Consider the following 1,355-nt stretch of genomic DNA (forward strand, 5'->3'; position numbering starts at 1 on the left):
CTCTTACAGCGTTCACTTTAATCACAATCAGTATGCTTGTCTTATATTCTAAGCAATGGAGAAAAAATGATTAAAAATAGATGTTCAATCATAAGTTTTAATTAGTCCAACATTAGACGGAAAATTTTTTGAAACTCATTAAAACGACTCAAACCTTTGATAATTAAGTATTTATAGAGGGAGAAAAATAGTATGTATCATACGGTTGTAATCGGTGCAGGACAAGCTGGATTAGCAATGGGCTACTATTTACAGCGGGGTAACGAAAAGTTTCTCATTTTGGAAAAAGGGCTTCTAGCCGGAAATGCATGGAAAAACAGATATGATTCGTTAAAGCTGTTTACACCAAGAATGTTCAGTTCTTTACCAGGTCTACCCCTAGACGCGGATAAACACGATTTCCCTTCAAAAGATGACATAGCAATCTATCTACATGATTATGCTACGAATTTCAATTTACCGATTCAATTCGAAACTGAAGTCATAGAAGTGACCAACACCAATGGCATCTTTACCGTAGTAACGAATAAGGGAACTGTAACTTCTAAAAACTTAGTGGTGGCTACAGGAGCATTTCAGAATAAATACATTCCACCTTTTGCCGAAAAGATTAGTAAACGGGTTTTTCAGATACACTCTTCAGAATACAAAAATCCGTCCCAATTACAAGAAGGTACGGTAATGATTGTTGGTGGAGGGAACAGTGGTGCTCAAATTGCTGTTGAACTATCTACCGTGAAGAATACATACATTTCTGTTGGCCATAAACTATCTTTTTTGCCGTTAGTTGTGGCAAGAAAAAGCATATTTTGGTGGTTTGATAAGCTAGGGATATTAAAAGCGACCAGCTCTTCCTTCCTAGGGAAAAAACTTCAACAAAGAGGTGATCCCATCTTTGGTTTTGAATTAAAAGAAGCCATCAAAGACTGGGATATTACTATGAAGGGAAGAGTGGTGAATGCTGAAATGGACTATCTTATATTTGATGATCAAAGTAATCTTCAAGTTGATAATATTATTTGGTCAACGGGTTTTAAAACTGACTTTTCCTGGCTTCACATCACCGGTTTATTGAATGCAGAAGGAAAAGTCAAACACCAAAGAGGTGTTACAACAATAAAGGGATTGTACTTCTTGGGTCTTTCTTGGCAACATAGGAGAGGATCTTCTCTCCTCCAAGGTGTTGGAGATGATGCGCAATATATTATGTATGTAATAAATAATGGTTAGGGTAATTTACATTGGTAAATGCTTTAATAGATAAGAGACCGAGGATTTCCTGCATAGACAGTTACTTCTCGGTCAGGAATATAGTCATGCATTCACTGTTTTTCACTGTCTTTTAGGTGTACTAG

General features: G+C 36.5%; 1 protein-coding gene. It reads left to right on the top strand.

What is annotated here, in order from left to right:
- The first annotated feature begins 192 nt into the window (after positions 1-192).
- Entirely contained in the window at positions 193-1,230 is a 1,038-nt protein-coding gene (locus AC1DOS_RS20115; protein WP_477538907.1) for a flavin-containing monooxygenase, read from the top strand.
- Positions 1,231-1,355 lie beyond the last annotated feature (125 nt).

Source organism: Paenisporosarcina sp. P5_A11, from assembly GCF_056400705.1.